The following is a 15,514-nucleotide window of genomic DNA, read 5'->3' on the forward strand; positions in this document are numbered from 1 at the left end:
CGGTGCGTGAGCAGAGTAGTTATTGGTGAGCGGCACGGTTGGTCGCGACGGTCTCTTCGTGGGAGGGCATCGCGGCAAGGGAGCCGAAGTGCGCCATCAGGCGATCGCGTGTGGCAGGCGCTCTGTCCTTCTCTGCCGCGGCAAGAGCCCGCCCGAGGTCCTCCATGCCCAGCTCGGTGCAGTACGCCGGCGTTCCGGGCTGCTGCCGCCACGACTGCGCGAGCAGGCCGGCGTCATAGGCGTCGAAACCGGTGTCGTCGACGAGAGCCATCACGGTCGCACGGGCCTCGGCGGAGTCGCCCGCGACCGGGATCGCGATCCTGTCGGCGCTGCCTGCGGGCTTCCCCTTGCTTCGCTGCGTCTCGGCCAAGGCCGCGTTCCAGGCCTTCACGATCGGGCGCCCCAACTGTTCCTGGCTCCACAGACTCTCGACCTGTCCGTCGACGACGGCCGGGATGTGCCCGTTCAGGGTGGGGTAGTAGTTCGAGGTGTCCACCACTACGGTGCTCTCCGGCGCAGTCTCGACGAGCTCTTTGAGCTTGGGCTGCACCCCGAACGGAATCGCCAGGATGACGACGTCCCGTTCCTTTGTCGCGGCAGTGAGCTCAACCGGATGCGCACCTGCTGCGGTCACCGCGGAGTCCACGGATTCCGGGCCGCGCGCGTCCGCGATGAGCACGTCGTGCCCGGCCTCGCTGAGGAGGCGCGCGATGTTGCCGCCGATTGCTCCGGCACCTATGACGGAAACCTTCATACCTGTTCTTCCTTCGTTCGTGTCGAGCGCGACCGACGCTCTTGGAGGTGTGTGGTTGCGGGGGCTTGTCGTCCCGCGCAGAAGCGAGCAAACTAGATGTACGCGCAGTCCCGTACATCCACTGTAGATCATGTACACGCAAAGTGGTACATCTTTTGCATGTCCGAACAGGATCGAACCCATGGCCAGTCGATTGGCAAACCCGCTCACCATCCCGACCGAGGAAGAGTTCGACCTCTTCGAGGTGATGTCGGCGCTCACCGATCCGGTGCGAAGAGCGATTGTCGTACAGCTCGCGGAAGAGCCGGGCCGGGCGTGCAGCAATGCGGACTATGGCGTTTCGAAATCCGCCCTCACCCGCCATTGGCGCATACTCCGCGAGTCAGGTCTGATCAGGCAAGAGGCGCACGGCAACAGGCACCGCAACTGGCTCCGTCGCGAAGAGCTCGATCGACGCTTCCCTGGGCTACTGACGCTCGTTCTCGACGAGGCGTCACGCGGTGCAAGGGTGTCCTAGCTCATCTCGGTGACTCATGGGCGATATCGCGGCTGCGGCACCGATGGGCACTCGCTGGCCGTCTCCCGCCGCGCCGCCGAGGCTGGGATTTCGACAGCTTTCGATGCCGTTCCCCGATTGCGGACCGAGACCGTCGGTACCGATGACGGACCCGGAGGCGTCCTGTCGTTCAAGGAACGCCGAGCCGGCGTCGACAGCGGTCACTGAGCCGGAATCTCCGAAGCGGACGCTCCGAAGGGCTGGCGGCTTACCGCTTTCCGGCCTCGGCCTCGGCCGACAGTTCGGCCCACTCCTGCCAGCCCTTGACCCGGTCGGCGTAGAGCTGGGGGACGATCTGGAGGGGGAAGGTGCCGAAGAAGATCCGCGACGGTGGGGTTTCGGCGTCGACGACTTTCAGTAACGCGGCGCCGACTCCCGCCGGGTCGGGATTCGGGACGTTGGCGAAGCTGGCGTGGACCGTCTCGCGGTAGCTGTCGTAGGCCGGCAGTGGTGCGGATTGGGCGGAGGACGCGTTGAACTCGGTGCCGAAGGGGCCGGGCTCGAGAACGGTGACCTTGATGCCGAAGGCGGCGACTTCCTGGGCCAGGGAGTCCGAGAGCCCCTCGACTGCGGCCTTGGCGGCGGTGTAGCCGCCCGTGGTGGGGAAGGCGGCGAGGGCGAGCAGGCTGGTCACGTTGACGATGTGGCCGCTGCCTCGAGCGCGGAGGTAGGGCAGGGCCGCCTGGGTGACCCACAGGGTGCCGAAGACGTTGGTCTCGAACTGGGCGCGGACGTCGTCTTCGGTCAGCTCTTCGACCATGCCGAACAGACCGTATCCGGCGTTGTTGACGACGACGTCCAGGCGGCCGAAGTGTTCGTGGGCGCGCCGCACGGCATCGGACACCGCGGTTTTGTTCGTGACGTCCAGGGTCAGCGGCAGGATCGCGTCGCCGTGGGTGGCGACCAGATCGGCGAGTGCGTCGGTGTTGCGGGCAGTCGCCGCGACTTTGTCGCCCCGCGAGAGCGCAGCCTCGGTGAAGTGGCGGCCCAGGCCGCGCGAGGAACCAGTGATGAACCAGATCTTGCTCATGGGAAGAACTCCTCGGTAGAAACTAAGACAACATTAGAGACGATATACCTATATGGGATTGAGTACCACTTAGGTATGTTGTATTACACTCATGGCATGGCCGAGACCTCCAGGACCGTGCGCTCCACGTTGCGGGAGCGGACGCGAGCTGCCATGCGCGACGAGGTCAGCGAAGTCGCGTTCCGGCTGTTCTCCGAACAGGGTTTCGACAAGACGACGGTCGAGCAGATAGCCGCCGAGGCCGGGTTGTCGCGGACCACCTTCTTCCGGTACTTCGGCACCAAGGAAGAAGTCGTCCTCGGCAAGATGAGCGAGTTCGGCCCCCGGATCGCCGCGGCGCTTGCCGCGCGCCCCGCCGAGGAACGGTGCTGGCAAGCACTGCGCCGTTCCTTCGATGTGATCACCGAGCCGACGGCCGACGAGCCTCAGCCGTTCCTGAACCTGATGCGGCTGCTCAACGACGCCTGCGCCCTGATGACGCGTCAGTGGGAGAAGACGCAGGGCTGGCACAGCCTGTTGGTGCCCGAGATCGCCCGCCGGCTCTGCGATGACTCGGAATCCACGGGCGACCTGCGCGCCCACGCTCTCGTGGGCGCGGCGATCTCCTGTCTGGATGCCGCGACCGATGCCTGGACGGCCAGCGAGGGAGCCGCACCGTTGTCCGAACTACTCGACCAGGCCATGGGTGTACTGGTCGAGCCGGTCACCTAGCCGACGAAACATACCTGCCGGTACGGGATCACGGCGGGGTGTGCGCGCCATTGATCTGTGGTTCGCTGCACGGCGCAGGGAACCCCGGCGTTGCCGAGCAGTTCTTCCCATACGTCGGCGGGTCGCGCCGCCAGGCGCTGTGCGATGAGGGTGCACAATGTTCGGCGCAGCGCGAACGACAGGCCGGCGGCGTCGTGGAGGTTGTCGGTGGTGGCGACCCGATACGGGTCCTGTGTGGTGAGCCCGATTCTCGTTGCGGCCTCGGCGATTTCGAGGGTGCGCAGCGGCGTGTGCGGGATTCGGTCGTGATCCATGGCGAACAGGTAGGGCAGCTGATCGTCGGCACAGCGATAGGAGTCCATCAGTGGCGGGATCAAGGCGCGGGCCGCTGTGGCGAGCTCGGCCTGAGACCGGGGGTCTGGGCGCGACGCCACACCTCGTAGTGTCGGCAGCAGCATCCTGACAGGACGTGCGAGCGGCGGCACGTCGTAGCGGTGTTGCTGGTCGTCGAGATCCAGGAGTGCGCTTCCCGGTGCGACCGACAGGCAGGACGCGAGGGGGACTTCGATCTGGTCGCCGCAACCATCTCGGTCGCGACCGACCAGCGCGGACACAGCGGCCGATGCCCCGTGTACCCCGGCATGGACTGAGGCCATCGGCAGTGCGGTGAAGACCGGCGGCAGGCCCAGGGCGGGGCGAGTCACGCTGTATCGGTGAACATCCCGCAGGTGGCCCCGATGAGGATCTCCCAACCGGGAGTGCCGGCGAATTCGGGGTCGGTGGACGCGAATCCCGGCATGCTGACCCAGATCGGTCGCTCGTCGCCATCGCGCAACCGTTCGAGGTCGATGCCGAGTTCGGGAAGGAGCCCGGGCCGGTTGTTGTCCAGGACGATGTCGGCGCGCGTGATCACGTCCGCAGCGCGTCGGCGGTCAGCAGATCGATGTTCAGGTGGGCGTTTGTGATGGTTCAACGCGATGTCCAGGGCAGGTGAAAGTGGGGCATTGGCAGGTGTGTCGATGCGACCGACCGTGGCGCCCAAGCCGCTGAGTAGCCAACCTGTCAGTGGGCCGGCCGGTCATCCGCCGATCTCGACGACCGACACTCCGGCCGGCGGTGCTGCGGATTCGTTCATCGGGCCGCCCGTCCTTTCCCGGCAGGGCTGTGGGGTGGCGGTCATTGTTGTCCGGCTATCGGCGCGGTGGGTGCGGGGAACGATGCTGCCCATGGTTCGGGAGCCACCCGGGCAACCCCGATGAGATAGGCGATGGTGTGATACCAGCCCGCTGTCGCGGTGAGTTCCAGGATCTGGCGATGGTCGAACAAGGTGCCCAGTTCGGCGAACAGGTCATCGGACACCGTGCTGGTGTCGTGGAGTTCGTCGGCCAGCCGGAGAACACCGCGCTGCCGGGGGTCCCAGCAGTTGTCGTGGGGGTCACCGTGCACGGTGGAACGTAGTTGGGCGGCGGTGAGTCCGAGCGGACCACCGAATGCCACGGCGTGCACGCCCCATTCGTACTCGGCCGAGCATCGCGCGCATGTGCGAGAGATCATGACTTCGCGCAGCAGTGGGTCGATCAACCGGCTGCCGAGGATGCCTGCGCCGAGGGGGCGCATCCGTGTCGCCAATTCGGGGTGGATGGCCAGTGTGCGGAACAGTGCCAGCGGGGTCACGTCGGTACCTGGAGGCATCCACTTGGCCAGCAACTGCTCGACGTCGGGCTCGTACGGGGGTTCAAGGGGGAGAATTCTGACGGGATCGGACATCGGACACCTCCGAGTGCTCTGTTTTTCAGAGCGCAACCGTAGCGCTTCGCCTCCAGCGAGCGCAAGACGATGCGAGCGATGCCCGTCGAGAATCGGCGCTGCGATAGTCTTCGTCGATGTCGTCGTCACACACTGCCGGGGAGCCGATCATGGCTCTGCTGGATCTTCTGGGCAGGCGATGGGCGATGCGAATCATCTGGGAACTGCGCGCCGACGAACTCACCTTCCGGCAACTGCAGCAACGTTGCGACAGCATTTCGGCCACCGGGCTCAACGCCAGGCTCCACGAACTACGTGACGCCGAGATCATCGAAAACGGCCCGAATGGCTACCGGCTCTCGGGTGAGGGCCGAGAATTGTTGCAAGCTTACGAACCGCTGGGTACCTGGGCCCGGCGATGGGCGAGTCGTCAGCAGGATCGCTTTCGAAGCGCGCAGTGAGCGAGCCCGCCGACAGCGGGCTGGTCGCACCAGCAAGCGCGACCAGTTGACAGACTGGTGAAAAGTTCACATCGATGACTCCGTGAAGCGGGCAGGCACCGTCGCGACACCGCCGAATCCAGACTGCCCGCATCGACTGCATCACGCCGCGCATGATTGGCGCACCGAAATCGGTCGGCGCGAACCATGTCTTGGGCGATCGACAACGGTGTGGTGACCACCGCACCGACTCCGGTGAAACCGGCGACGGTGGTATCCGCCGAGAACAGCGGGCTGGTGATGTCGAGAGTCGGTGTCGCCAGATCGAAAGCAATCTTCACTTCCGGACGCATCGGCAATCCGTCTCGATGCACTCGCACTGCGGCGATCGAGGGGCGGAAGTCGGCGACCCGCTGGTCGAAGCCGACGAGCTGGGCGGGCCCGACCGTGCCGCGTAGGACCGACGCCGCAGCGGTCATCGCATCGTCGAATGCTGGTGCGCCACTGGTGCACATCTGCTCGGCCCCGGCGATCGGGGCGGCCGCGAGTGTTTCGACGGTGACGGCCCGGTGACCCCGGGGCGTGCGGCGCGCCCGTGATCAGGGTGAGCGCTGTGAACGAGCCGATGGTGGCGGCCAGACGGGGCGGTGGCGATTGCATGCGGTGGTCTCTGGCTGGAACGGTGGCAGGCGAGTCCTGCGATCCGAACCCAGGGGCGGTGCGGGTGCCCGAACGGCGTCGCGAAATGAACAGTTGACCAACTTGGTCCCGCGTTCAGTTCGCCCCATCCGGAACTCGAGTAACCGTGTTACCGTACGACGGCTTCGCTGTGATGCTCCTCATGGTCGACAGCAAGCGAGCACACCGAAAGTAATGAAGCAAGCGGATGGCGTACGGGGAGCGTGTCGTATGTGTCGGTCGAGTCAGCGCGAGTTCGCGATGGCAGGACGGCTCGGCGCAGTGGTGACTATTCGCCGTACGGGCGCGGTGTCGGCGGTCGGGGCCGACACCGCCAACACGTCTCCCACCACTCCGCCCGTGTAGCCGCTCACCGGCTGCGCCTTCGGCTGATCGACACCGGGCCTCGGACTCGATTCGCCGAACGCAAGAAGTCCCGAACAACCCAACCCGTTCTGCCTGCTTGGTCAGACAAAGATGAAGGATCTCGTGATGCCCGCATTCTCGCGCCGCTCCCTGCTGGGCGGTGTTGCCGCTGCTGGTGCCTTAGCTCTGGGCGCACGTTCGGTCGGTTCGGCTGCCCCGGCCGCCGCGCAGCCCGGCACCGTCCCGCTGACGCGGGAAGAGCACAGGGTCGTGGTCATCGGCTCGGGATTCGGTGGCGGCGTCAGTGCCCTGCGACTGGCGCAGGCGGGGGTGCCGGTGACGGTGCTCGAACGCGGACTGCGCTGGCCCACCGGCCCCAACGCCGAAACCTTCCCCCGGGCCTCATCTCCGGACAAGCGACTACTCTGGTATCGCTCCAGCCCGAACCTGTTCGGTCGCCCCATGATCTTCGAGCCCTATACCGGCCTGGTCGAAGCCGTGCCGGGAGTGAACATGACCGCCCTGTGCGCGGCGGGCGTCGGCGGTGGCTCCCTGGTTTACCAGGGGATGTCACTGCAGCCCACCCGGGAAGTCTTCGACACCCACTTCCCGGCCGAACTCGACTGGGCGCTGATGGACCGGGTGCACTATCCGCGGGTGGCCAGAATGCTGAAACTGGCCGAGGCTCCCGACGAGCTGGTCGCGAGCGAGAACTACCGCGCAGCAAGAGTTTTCGCCGAACGTGTACAGCGGGCCGGTATGCCGCTGTCGAAGATCCCCATGCCCATCGACTGGGATTTCGCGCTCGCCGAACTGCGCGGGGAGATGAAACCGTCCTACACCAACGGTGACGGGGCGATGGGCGTGAACAACGGCGGCAAGCATTCGGTCGACGTCACCTACATCGCGGCCGCCGAGGCCACCGGTCGGGTGACCGTCGAGACCCTGCACGAGGTGACCGACGTCGAACGCGGCACCGACGGCCGGTGGATCGTGCACGTGCTGCGCCTGGACACCACCGGTGCGGTGGTCGAGAACAAGATCCTCACCGCGGGCACCCTGATCATGGCCGCGGGCAGCCTCAACACGACCCGCCTGCTGGTTCGCGCGGGCGCCAAGGGGCTGATCCCCGATCTACCCGACGGCCTCGGCCAGGGCTGGGGGACCAATGCCGACCGGATCTACGTCTGGACCGACCCGTCGGCCGAATTCGGTGCGCCCCAAGGCGGTCCGGTGGTCTACGGCAGCAAGAACTGGGGCGATCCGCGTTCCGCGCATACCGTCATCCAGGCGTCCCTGCCGCCGCTGTCGCTGGACCCGCGCAGCACCATGATGGTCGGCTTCGGAGTCAGCGACGGCCGCGGCACCTTCGCCTACGACTCGGGTCGCGACGACGCGATCCTGCACTGGCCCTCCGCCGGCGACAGCGACATCCAGAACAATCACATCGACCCCGCAGTGCGCCGCATCGCCGGACCCGAGGGCATTCTCCTCGATACCAACGCGCTGTTCCCGTCCACCTGGCACCCCTTGGGTGGGGCGAGCATGGGCGCGGTCTGCGACTTCGACGGCCGTGTGCACGACCAACCCGGGCTCTATGTCCTCGACGGTGCGCTGATGCCCGGTAACACTGCGGCCTGCAACCCGTCGATGACCATCGCCGCGGTCGCCGAACGGGCATTGGACAATATCGTCGCCCGCGATATCGGCACCCTCATCTGACCTGTGAATACAGGGATGCGGCAGCGGCCCCGCCGCAACGACCAATTCAGAGACACGACAGATGCCATGCCCTGCCTAGCAGACCGGCGAATCACACTACGTGAAGCAGGAGTTCGATAATGAAATTCTCCGACATGACAACTCACCGCCCTCGGCTACGGATCTCATCGGCCTGGCGCGTGCCCATCGCTGTCGCCGCTACAGCAGGCGCCATGGTGGTGGGCGCGATACAACCCGTTCTCGCGATACAACCCGCCCACGCGCAGGCTCACGAATATGGTTGCGGGGGAGAGCATTTCGTAGCGTCCTGGGCGGCCAGTCCCACCGATTCGGTGACGCCGATGGATGCGTCCGGTGGGACTGTCCCGATGACCGTGAACAATCAAACCTTCCGTATGGTCATCACCCCGCATCTGGGCGGAACGCAGGTACGGGTTCGTCTGACGAACCGATTCGGTCTCACACCGGTCACCTTCGACACCGTCAGCGTCGCTGATCAGGTGTCAGGGGCGAGCGCAGCGAACATCACGCCGGTGCTGTTCGACGGAAAGCCCTCGACCACGCTCGCTGCCGGAGCCGATGTCCTCAGCGACCCGGTGCCGTTCACTGCCGCCTCGTTCAGACCGCTGGCGGTCAGTATCCACGTCGCCGACCCGGTCGGTCCGCCGACCAAACACTGGAATGCCAACGCCACCTCCTACTATTCCCCCGCCGGTAGCGGCGACCTGACAGGACAACCCGACCCCACGGGGTTCACCGCCACGACCAACGCCTGGTTCTATGTCAACGCCCTGGATGTGCTCGCACCCGCCGAAACAAGTGCCATCGTCGCGTTCGGCGACTCCATCACCGACGGCTTCGTCGGTACCACCCCGGCCGCTGTCCCGGCCGACCGCGCGGTGGCCGACACCAATGGGCGCTACCCGGACTTCCTTCAACGCCGGCTCGACGACGCGCGTATTCCCGTCTCGGTCGTCAACGCCGGAATCGGCAGCAACCGCCTCTTGACCAGCGGTGAACCGCTGCTTCTCGGTCCCAGTGGCCTTTCCCGGTTCGAACGCGACGTACTCGACCAGGCCGGAGTCAGCGGAGTCCTTGTCCAAGAGGGCATCAACGACCTCGGCTTGCCCCCACACGCCGACGCGGCATCGATGATCGCGGGATATGAGCAACTGATCACCACGGCGCGCCGGCACGGCAAGAAGATCTGGATCGGCACCCTGCTGCCATCCTCCGACGCTGTTGTCAACGGTGTCGTGTTGGCCCCACGCAGCGAGACCGACCGTCAGCAGATCAACACCTGGATACGTAGCCAAACCCTCGCCGACGGCATCGTCGACTTCGACGCCGCCCTCCGTGACCCGGCCGACCCCGCTGTCCTTCAGGACGTCTATGCCAGTCCGGACCGTCTACACCCCAACCCTGCCGGCTATCGGGCAATGGCGGATACGATCCAGCTGTCCATGCTGGCGGAGGCTCGTTCCCCCGCCTGCTGACGCCGGGCGCACCGGCACACGCGTATGAGGCGGCACTTGCACAGGCTCTCGCGGGACCTGGATGCTCTGGCGCCGCGGGGTGCCCGAGCTCGCTGATCTGACACGGTCGGGTGAACTCAGCACACCGTTGCGCTGACCTACGGGGGAGTGCTCCGTGTGTTCGCCCTCGACGAAGCACCCAAGGCCGACATCTACCAGACCTGGCAGCAGTTCGGCATCGTCGAACTCACTCCGCGCTGAGCACATGACGACGGCCCACCGGGGTTTCCCGATGGGCCGTCGCGGTGTCGGGTCAGCTGCCCGCGCTGCCGCTCTGGATTGCGGCGAGGATCAGGGCAACGAGCACGCTGGCCAGCAGTGAGGATGCGGATCCCATGGATGTCTCCTAGGTCGAGTTCGAATGCCGAGCTCGGGTCTCAACTGGACGAATGTCCGCCCCACCCGATCCCGCAGCAGCCCCGACCGCTCACCGGTCAGGCAGGTTTGGCAGTGATGTCACCGCGGAAGCGGTGCAGCAACTCCATCCGCACCCGTGCGGCCGCGCCCTGCATGACGCGGGCCAGGAGCCGATTGTGGTGTTCGGCCGCCGGCTGCCAGTTGCATGAGATCGGTGTCGAGATCGATGGTGTCGAGTGTGGACTTGTCGGCGGCAGGCGCAGCGGTGGTAGCGAATTCGTGGCGGTGGCTGTGCCAAGTGTCGGCGCGGATGGCGTCGCTGGCACCGTTGGCCACCAGCGCGGCGAGTTCGGTTGCGGTGCGGGAGATTCGGGTGGACAGGGCGGGATCGGCCAAGTCTTCCGGCGCGGCGAACAGGGCGGTGGGAGTCACCAGGGTGTGCAAGTAGGCGAACAGGGGTCGCATCTGCTCGTCGGGGATCAGGGAGTGTCTGCTGCTTCCGGCCGCGTCGGCGATGCATGGTTCGCGGGGTTGTGCCCTACGGCACAGTGGGTACTATATCAAATACGATGGTACCCAGTTATGTTCTGTGAGTGCTGTGGCGGTGTGTCTGATGATCAGTGAGGATCCAATGAGTCAAGTTGCTATCAGTTTCGACGTGTCGGTGCCCATGCGCGACGGCGTGATTCTGCGCGCCGACGTCTACCGGCCTACTGGGCCCGGGCCGTGGCCCGTCCTGGTGCAGCGCACCCCGTACGACAAGGCTTCGCCGCAGGCGGCGGCCCAGCTCGACATCCTCAAAGCTGTGCGGCGCGGCTACATCGTGGTGCAGCAGGACACTCGAGGCCGGTTCGCTTCCGACGGTGAGTGGCTGCCGTGGGCGCATGAGCACCAAGACGGCTACGACACCGTCGAGTGGGCGGCGACGTTGCCCGACAGCAATGGCAACGTGGGAATGTTCGGCGGGAGCTACACCGGCAATACCCAATGGTCCGCTGCCGTCGCGGGCGCGCCACACCTGCGTGCCATCGCTCCACAGATCACCTGGTCCGACCCCGCCGACGGGATCTTCTTTCGTGGTGGAGCGATCGAGCACGGACTGAATCTCTGGTGGTCGCTGATGACCGCGGCTGGCCAGTATCCGAAGGTGGCCGTAGATTCCGGGGAGCTCTTCGCCAGACTGGGCGCCACGATCAGCGACTTCGACCGGCTCGCCGAGGTGACATATTGGGAGATGCCTTCGGGCGCTGCGCCGGCGCTGACGCGCACGAATCTCCCGGACATCGGTACGCGGCGCGCCCTGCGAGACAGTTCCTCGATGGCCGAGGCGCGTGTCGCTGGCCGGCACGGGGAGGTCACCGTGCCGTCGTTGAACGTGGGTGGCTGGTACGACGTGTTCTTGCAGGGCACGCTCGACAACTACATCGCTGCACGCGAACAGGGCCACCTGACTCGACTGATCGTCGGGCCCTGGGAACACCTCCACGATTTGAATCCCCGGCCGGAACGGGCCGGGATGGTGAACTATGGGCTGGGCTCGATGGCCCCGCCCAGCGGCGACGGAACGATGACCGGTATTCAGCTGGACTGGTTCGACCAGTTCCTGCCCAACGAGCCGGTCGAGACGGAACCGGACCCCGGCGTGGACATCTTCGTCATGGGCCTGAACCAGTGGCGACACGAGCAGCAATGGCCGCTGGCCCGTGCCACCGACACGGAATTCTTCCTCCATCCCGGCGGGCAGCTGTCGACTGCAGCTCCCACCGCGGATGTGGCGTCATCATCCTATGTCTACGATCCCGCCGACCCTGTGCCGACAACGGGCGGTGCGCTCGTCATGGCGAGCGATTTTCTTCCCGGAGCGTTCGATCAGCAAGCAGTGGAGTCCCGCGCGGATGTGTTGGTGTTCACCAGCGACCCACTCCAGCAGGACCTCGAGATCACCGGTCGGGTCAGCGCGACCCTGTTCGCCGCCACCGACGGACCCAGCACGGACTGGGTCGTGCGGCTGTGCGAGGTCGACGAACGCGGAACTTCGCTCAACATCGTTGACGGCATCACCCGGATCGACACTGAAAGTGGACGCGTGGATGAACACACCATCGACCTGTGGTCGACCAGTATCGTGATCAAGGCCGGTCATCGGCTCCGGGTGCAGGTCACCTCCAGCAACTTCCCGCGCTGGGACCGCAACCTCAACACCGGCGAGGACCCGGCTGTGGCCGTCGAGCACCGCGTCGCACAGCAGAAGATCTTCCACGACACCGCTCGACCTTCCCGGCTGGTCCTGCCCGTGGTCCCCACCTCCTAGAGTCACGCCACGAAGGACCGGTGGATCGGCCGCCGTCCTTCGTGGCGTACGACCGCTCTGGCGTCGAAACCCGGTCACGCGGTGATTCGACCCTGCACGCCGAGGTCGGCCGACTCGGCACAACGTGCACGGCTACGGGTCATTCGGTGTCGTGGAGTAAGCCGTTCATCAGCAGGGTCGCCAATTCGTTGAAGGCGTCAGCGGCCGATAGGCCGGTGCGTTCGAGCAGGACGCCGGACTGGACTCCCTCGATGGCGAGAGCGACGAGTTGCGCGGCAAATCTGCCGTCGGTGGCGCGAAAACGGCCGGTCCGTATTCCTTCATCGATCAGTTCATGGACGCGCTCGGCCGCGCGGGCGGTGTTGCGTCCGTAGATCTCGGCTGTGGGGGCGAATGCGACCATGTCCTGGTAGAAGGCTGTCGAGTTGCGGCGCATCGCCTTCGCGATACCGCCGAGGTAGGTGAAGATCTTGGCCTGCGGGTCGGTCAGTCCGGCCACCTCGGCTTCGATGAGTTCGGCCGATTCGACGAAGAACTGTCTGGTCGCCAGCACCACCAACTGCTCCTTGGTTGCGGCCACGCTGTACAGCGTGGCCTTGGAGCAATGCAAGCGCTCGGCGAGTTGGCCGATGGTGACGGTGGTGAAACCTTCGCCGAGAAAGATCTCCTGCACCTGATGCAGCAGATCCTCACGACGCGCCACATCGACGCGTCGCTTACGAGGACTGTTGACCGTGTTCTGACGCGCGGGGGCCGTACGAGGCATGGAACCGAGTGTTTCACACCTTTCGCTGGGCAGCTGCGAGCAATGGGCTGTCATCTGTCGCGTCCGTGCGGTACCGTAATGAGTACCAATAGACTTGTTTAAGTACCCACATAGGAGTGGTTGTGAGTTCTGACTGTGCAGTACGCGTCGCTGAGCTACTCGAACAGTTCGGGGCGCCTGACACCGATGTGGCGTGGTTGCTGTGCGACCGGCACCCGCCGTCGGATCGAGCCCTCACGATCGTCGACGAGGGTTTGTCCGCGGTCGACTACACCTACGGCGAGCTGGCGGAATCTTCTCGACGAGCGGCTGCCGTGCTTTCCGAGCTCGGTGTGGGCCGCGGGGACAGGGTCGCGACTTTGATGGGCAAGAGCGCCGAGCTGGTGACGGTGGTGCTCGGTATCTGGCGCCTCGGAGCGGTCTATGTTCCGCTGTTCACCGCCTTCGCCGAGGACGCGATCGGGTCACGGCTCGCGGACGCCGCTGTACGACTCGTTGTGGCTGACAGTGATCAGCAGGCGAAGGTGCCGGCAGGTGACTGGAAGCTGATCATCGCCGATTCGGCTGTCCCGAACGGGTTGAGCGCCCGGCTCGACGCAGCGGTATGGCGAGACATCCGTTCGGTGCCGGTGGGTGGGGACGGGCCGCTGGTGCAGATGTTCACCTCTGGCACCACGGGAAAACCAAAAGGAGTCGTGCATCCGGTGCGCTACGCCGCCGGCTGGCAAAGCTACCTGGAATTCGGTCTGGGGGTCGGTCCCGACAGTGTGTTCTGGTGCGCCGCCGATCCGGGATGGGCCTACGGTCTCTACACCGCGATTGTGGCTCCTTTGGCGGCCGGTGTGCCGACGTTGCTGCTACGCGGCGGATTCTCGGCCGCGGCGACCTGGACGGTGCTGAAGGATCGCGCGGTCACCGATTTCACCGCCGCGCCCACCGTCTACCGCGGGTTGCGGGCCGGCGGCCTGCCGGTTCCGCAGGGGCTCACGCTGCGCCGGTTGTCGAGTGCGGGGGAGCCGTTGACTCCGGAGGTCAACGGCTGGTCCCGCTTCGCGTTCGGGCTCGAGGTGCACGACCACTACGGCCAGACCGAACTCGGTATGCCGATCGGTTTCCCGCACCACCCCAGCGTGCAACGACAGGTGCTGGAGGGCGCGATGGGAACGGCACTGCCGGGCTGGGAGATCGCCGTCCTGGACGAGGACAACGACGCCCCGGTCGAACCCGGTCGGACCGGACGACTGGCGATCGTTGTGGCGGGCAGCCCTTTGATGACCTTCCGCGGCTATGTCGGAGGGCGCGGCAGCGACCGGTTTCGCGCTGGTGGCGCCTATTTCCTGACCGGTGATATCGCCTCGGTCGATTCCGAGAGCATCGTCCGGTTCTCGGCTCGCGACGACGACGTCATCATCATGGCCGGGTACCGCATCGGCCCCTTCGATATCGAATCCACGCTCCTTCGGCACCCCGTTGTCCGCGAGGCCGCCGTCATCGCCGGTCCCGACGAGGTGCGCGGCGAGGTCGTGGAGGCGTTCGTGGTCCTCGCACCTGATACGGCCGTCACCGACGCTCTCGTTGGGGAGCTTCAGCAATGGGTCAAGCAGAATTACGCCGCGCACGCGTACCCGCGGCGGATCCACTTCGTCGCGAGCCTGCCCAAGACGCCGAGTGGCAAGATCCAGCGCGCACAGCTGCGGCAGCGACGCCGCAATGAGGCCGGACTGGGTGCGCGATGAGCCCTTCCGCACCGGTCGTCCTGGTCAACCACACAGGCGCCATTCGCACCCTCACTCTCAACCGTCCTCATCGCCGCAACGCCTTGGACCCTGAGCTGGTCGATGCGCTCGACGCCGCGTTGACCGAGGCCGAACAAGATCCGCACACGCGGTGCTTGGTCCTCACCGGAGCGGGTCCGAGTTTCTGTGCCGGTGCCGACCTGCAGCACTTTCTGAGCTTGGCCGATGCCCCCGGCGGGCCGACGCGCTTCTTGCGTCGGGTCTCGGCTGTTGTCACCCGGCTCGAAGCCAGCAGGCTTCCGGTAGTGGCCGCCTTGCACGGTCACGCAGTCGCCGGTGGTCTCGAGCTGGCGCTGGCCTGTGACGTCGTCGTCGTGGCCGACACGACACTCATCGGAGACGGGCACATCCGCAACAACCTGTTGCCTGCGGCGGGATCGAGCGTGCGGTTGCCACGCAAACTCGGCGATTCCACCGCACGATGGCTGGCCCTGACCGGTCAGTTGGTCCCTGCCCAGCAGCTCGCCGGTACCGGGTGGCTGCACGCCGTGGTTCCCGCCGAGGAAGTGCACGCCCGCGCACGAACTGCCGCTGTCGAACTGGCCGAAGCCAGCGGACCGGCCCAATCTGCGTTCAAGGCGCTGTTGCACACGCTGACGACCTTGGACGAACAGCAGGGTCTGGCCCGCGAACTCGCCGACTTCGAACAGCACTGGAACACCACCGACGTACCAGCCTCATTGACGGCGTTCCTGCATAGCCGAACTGCCTGAAACGCTTAGCCACATCAGATATTTGGGAGCACA

15 protein-coding genes are annotated in these 15,514 nt (G+C 65.9%); 8 read left to right on the plus strand and 7 right to left on the minus strand.

Annotated features, from left to right (window positions below; translation table 11 throughout):
- Positions 1 to 19: 19 nt before the first annotated feature.
- Entirely contained in the window at positions 20 to 754 is a 735-nt protein-coding gene (locus BOX37_RS14340) for an NADPH-dependent F420 reductase (protein ID WP_071928081.1), read from the minus strand.
- 181 nt (positions 755 to 935) lie between these two features.
- On the opposite strand from BOX37_RS14340, the gene BOX37_RS14345 reads away from it, so the two are divergent.
- Entirely contained in the window at positions 936 to 1,271 is a 336-nt protein-coding gene (locus BOX37_RS14345) for an ArsR/SmtB family transcription factor (RefSeq protein WP_071928082.1), read from the plus strand.
- A gap of 247 nt (positions 1,272 to 1,518) precedes the next feature.
- Here BOX37_RS14345 and BOX37_RS14350 read toward each other — a convergent pair whose 3' ends face one another.
- Positions 1,519 to 2,340: an SDR family NAD(P)-dependent oxidoreductase gene (locus tag BOX37_RS14350; protein WP_071928083.1), complete on the minus strand. Its 822-nt coding sequence runs from the start codon at positions 2,338 to 2,340 to the stop codon at positions 1,519 to 1,521.
- Positions 2,341 to 2,436: 96 nt separating this feature from the next.
- Between BOX37_RS14350 and BOX37_RS14355 the strand changes: the two genes are divergently transcribed.
- Positions 2,437 to 3,051, plus strand: coding sequence for a TetR family transcriptional regulator (locus BOX37_RS14355; protein WP_071928084.1), 615 nt, complete (start codon positions 2,437 to 2,439; stop codon positions 3,049 to 3,051).
- Here the strand turns inward: BOX37_RS14355 and BOX37_RS14360 are convergent.
- From BOX37_RS14360 to BOX37_RS14370, 3 genes are all read right to left on the minus strand, one after another.
- Complete coding sequence (locus BOX37_RS14360; protein ID WP_071928085.1) at positions 3,048 to 3,755, minus strand: CoA-transferase family III protein; 708 nt, start codon at positions 3,753 to 3,755, stop codon at positions 3,048 to 3,050. The two genes, BOX37_RS14355 and BOX37_RS14360, sit on opposite strands and share 4 nt — an antisense overlap.
- Positions 3,752 to 4,093, minus strand: a complete 342-nt coding sequence (locus BOX37_RS35810) for a CoA transferase (RefSeq protein ID WP_338039858.1) — start codon at positions 4,091 to 4,093, stop codon at positions 3,752 to 3,754. The genes BOX37_RS14360 and BOX37_RS35810 overlap by 4 nt, the downstream gene beginning before the upstream one ends.
- Before the next feature lie 134 nt (positions 4,094 to 4,227).
- The gene (locus BOX37_RS14370) at positions 4,228 to 4,818 is read right to left on the minus strand and encodes a carboxymuconolactone decarboxylase family protein (protein WP_071928087.1); all 591 of its coding nucleotides are present in this window, start codon (positions 4,816 to 4,818) and stop codon (positions 4,228 to 4,230) included.
- Positions 4,819 to 4,967: 149 nt separating this feature from the next.
- Here BOX37_RS14370 and BOX37_RS14375 point away from each other — a divergent pair, with 149 nt between their 5' ends.
- The 3 genes from BOX37_RS14375 (at position 4,968) to BOX37_RS14390 (ending at position 9,499) form a co-directional block, all read left to right on the plus strand.
- A complete protein-coding gene (locus tag BOX37_RS14375) occupies positions 4,968 to 5,258 on the plus strand; it encodes a winged helix-turn-helix transcriptional regulator (RefSeq protein ID WP_240505343.1) in 291 nt (96 codons plus the stop codon).
- 1,149 nt (positions 5,259 to 6,407) lie between these two features.
- Positions 6,408 to 8,003, plus strand: coding sequence for a GMC oxidoreductase (locus BOX37_RS14385; RefSeq protein WP_071931497.1), 1,596 nt, complete (start codon positions 6,408 to 6,410; stop codon positions 8,001 to 8,003).
- A gap of 368 nt (positions 8,004 to 8,371) precedes the next feature.
- Positions 8,372 to 9,499 carry a GDSL-type esterase/lipase family protein gene (locus BOX37_RS14390; RefSeq protein WP_240505344.1) on the plus strand — a complete coding sequence of 376 codons (1,128 nt, stop codon included), beginning with the start codon at positions 8,372 to 8,374 and terminating at the stop codon, positions 9,497 to 9,499.
- 495 nt (positions 9,500 to 9,994) lie between these two features.
- Here the strand turns inward: BOX37_RS14390 and BOX37_RS14395 are convergent, their stop codons facing one another.
- Positions 9,995 to 10,360, minus strand: a complete 366-nt coding sequence (locus BOX37_RS14395) for an NADPH-dependent FMN reductase family protein (protein WP_071928090.1) — start codon at positions 10,358 to 10,360, stop codon at positions 9,995 to 9,997.
- A 49-nt stretch (positions 10,361 to 10,409) separates the two neighbouring features.
- Here BOX37_RS14395 and BOX37_RS14400 point away from each other — a divergent pair, with 49 nt between their 5' ends.
- Positions 10,410 to 12,206, plus strand: coding sequence for a CocE/NonD family hydrolase (locus BOX37_RS14400; RefSeq protein WP_240505345.1), 1,797 nt, complete (start codon positions 10,410 to 10,412; stop codon positions 12,204 to 12,206).
- A gap of 139 nt (positions 12,207 to 12,345) precedes the next feature.
- Here BOX37_RS14400 and BOX37_RS14405 read toward each other — a convergent pair whose 3' ends face one another.
- Complete coding sequence (locus tag BOX37_RS14405) at positions 12,346 to 12,972, minus strand: TetR/AcrR family transcriptional regulator (RefSeq protein ID WP_071928091.1); 627 nt, start codon at positions 12,970 to 12,972, stop codon at positions 12,346 to 12,348.
- A gap of 122 nt (positions 12,973 to 13,094) precedes the next feature.
- Here BOX37_RS14405 and BOX37_RS14410 point away from each other — a divergent pair, with 122 nt between their 5' ends.
- Both BOX37_RS14410 and BOX37_RS14415 read left to right on the plus strand, forming a co-directional pair.
- Positions 13,095 to 14,708: an AMP-binding protein gene (locus BOX37_RS14410; RefSeq protein WP_071928092.1), complete on the plus strand. Its 1,614-nt coding sequence runs from the start codon at positions 13,095 to 13,097 to the stop codon at positions 14,706 to 14,708.
- On the plus strand, positions 14,705 to 15,481 hold the full coding sequence (locus BOX37_RS14415) for an enoyl-CoA hydratase/isomerase family protein (RefSeq protein WP_071928093.1): 777 nt from the start codon (positions 14,705 to 14,707) through the stop codon (positions 15,479 to 15,481). Before BOX37_RS14410 ends, BOX37_RS14415 begins: the two co-directional genes overlap by 4 nt.
- The last annotated feature ends 33 nt before the right edge of the window (positions 15,482 to 15,514 follow it).

The organism is Nocardia mangyaensis, assembly GCF_001886715.1.
GTDB classification, from domain to species: Bacteria; Actinomycetota; Actinomycetes; order Mycobacteriales; family Mycobacteriaceae; genus Nocardia; species Nocardia mangyaensis.

What these genes read in the sequence shown, in the direction of transcription:
- BOX37_RS14370 (WP_071928087.1), bottom strand. Translation starts at nt 4,818, where the DNA reads ATGTCCGATCCCGTCAGAATTCTCCCCCTTGAACCCCCGTACGAGCCC.
- BOX37_RS14385 (WP_071931497.1), top strand. Translation starts at nt 6,408, where the DNA reads ATGCCCGCATTCTCGCGCCGCTCCCTGCTGGGCGGTGTTGCCGCTGCT.
- BOX37_RS14390 (WP_240505344.1), top strand. Translation starts at nt 8,372, where the DNA reads ATGACCGTGAACAATCAAACCTTCCGTATGGTCATCACCCCGCATCTG.
- BOX37_RS14375 (WP_240505343.1), top strand. Translation starts at nt 4,968, where the DNA reads ATGGCTCTGCTGGATCTTCTGGGCAGGCGATGGGCGATGCGAATCATC.
- BOX37_RS14355 (WP_071928084.1), top strand. Translation starts at nt 2,437, where the DNA reads ATGGCCGAGACCTCCAGGACCGTGCGCTCCACGTTGCGGGAGCGGACG.
- BOX37_RS14345 (WP_071928082.1), top strand. Translation starts at nt 936, where the DNA reads ATGGCCAGTCGATTGGCAAACCCGCTCACCATCCCGACCGAGGAAGAG.
- BOX37_RS14415 (WP_071928093.1), top strand. Translation starts at nt 14,705, where the DNA reads ATGAGCCCTTCCGCACCGGTCGTCCTGGTCAACCACACAGGCGCCATT.
- BOX37_RS14400 (WP_240505345.1), top strand. Translation starts at nt 10,410, where the DNA reads ATGCATGGTTCGCGGGGTTGTGCCCTACGGCACAGTGGGTACTATATC.
- BOX37_RS14395 (WP_071928090.1), bottom strand. Translation starts at nt 10,360, where the DNA reads ATGCGACCCCTGTTCGCCTACTTGCACACCCTGGTGACTCCCACCGCC.
- BOX37_RS14350 (WP_071928083.1), bottom strand. Translation starts at nt 2,340, where the DNA reads ATGAGCAAGATCTGGTTCATCACTGGTTCCTCGCGCGGCCTGGGCCGC.
- BOX37_RS14405 (WP_071928091.1), bottom strand. Translation starts at nt 12,972, where the DNA reads ATGCCTCGTACGGCCCCCGCGCGTCAGAACACGGTCAACAGTCCTCGT.
- BOX37_RS14340 (WP_071928081.1), bottom strand. Translation starts at nt 754, where the DNA reads ATGAAGGTTTCCGTCATAGGTGCCGGAGCAATCGGCGGCAACATCGCG.